The sequence below is a fragment of the Flavobacterium poyangense genome, from assembly GCF_011751075.1.
Classification (GTDB): domain Bacteria; phylum Bacteroidota; class Bacteroidia; order Flavobacteriales; family Flavobacteriaceae; genus Flavobacterium; species Flavobacterium poyangense.
Window position 1 is genome coordinate 1 of sequence record NZ_JAALLN010000059.1, and the last position, 1,028, is coordinate 1,028.

General features: G+C 30.4%; 1 protein-coding gene. It reads right to left on the reverse strand.

The annotated features are described in order from the left end of the window. Positions 1-12 precede the first annotated feature (12 nt). On the reverse strand, positions 13-987 hold the full coding sequence (locus G3A47_RS22600) for an integrase core domain-containing protein (protein WP_166926521.1): 975 nt from the start codon (positions 985-987) through the stop codon (positions 13-15). Between the last annotated feature and the right edge of the window lie 41 nt (positions 988-1,028).

Genomic DNA, 1,028 nt, shown 5'->3' on the forward strand with positions numbered 1-1,028 from the left:
TGTAAAGGTTACTTATTTCGGTAACAGATTTATCATTTCTATTGGTTTCTTTCCATCAATACCTTGATGTGGTCTTTCATGATTGTAGTAGTATAAATATTGTAATAGTTCTTCTTTTAATTCTTCTTGTGAATCAAAATCTGTATCTCTTAATAAATCATCTTCTAGAGTCCTCCAGAAGCGTTCTACTTTGCCATTAGTTTGCGGTCTGTATGGTTTTGTGTATCGGTGAACAATACCTAATTCCATTAACATTCTCTCAAAAGGATGATTACTTTTTACTTTACTTGTTTTGGGTCCAAATTCAGGGCCATTATCAGATAATATCTCTTCAAATTTTATTTCATAATGATCACTTAGGATGTTTAAGCATTTTAACGCTGCAAACATAACTGTTAAACTAGTGATATCAGGAACTAATTCAGCCCAGGCAATTCGGCTGTAATCATCAATTATACATACTAAATAGAGCTTTTTATTTTCTCCTTTAATTATACTTTTGCTTAAATAATGGCAATCAATATGACCAAGTTGTCCCATTCTTTCCTTGATTATTTTTTGATGATTCTTTTTAATCTTCGGAGTTAATCTGTTTATTTTGTTGCGTTTTAAAATATTATAGACTCCCGAATATGATGGTGTATTCTTCCCTAATTTAGGCTTTAAGATACTAACAATTTCATATTTATTGTTTCCTTTTTCTCGTAATTCAATTACTTTTTTTTCGATAAAAGGCAAGGGACGTCTAGTCTTGTAGCGTGGACCTCGCTTTTGAGGTAGTAAATCTATAGATTTCCCACTTTGTTTATAGCGATTATAGTACTTTAAAAAACTCTTTCGGCAAGTGTCATTTGCGGTATAAAAGTCCATCGCTTTCTTATGTAAAGGATGAGTCTTATTTTTTACCTGTTCGTATTCTTTTATTAAAAATCGATATTTTTCTAAATAGTTTCGCTCTAAAGTGGAATCCTGACTATTATTTCTCATCGTAACAAAATTTATTAAAATTAAATTTTGTTACCGAAATA

Bases quoted from the DNA above. Each gene is read 5' to 3' on its own strand.
- G3A47_RS22600 (WP_166926521.1), bottom strand. From the start codon at position 987: ATGAGAAATAATAGTCAGGATTCCACTTTAGAGCGAAACTATTTAGAA.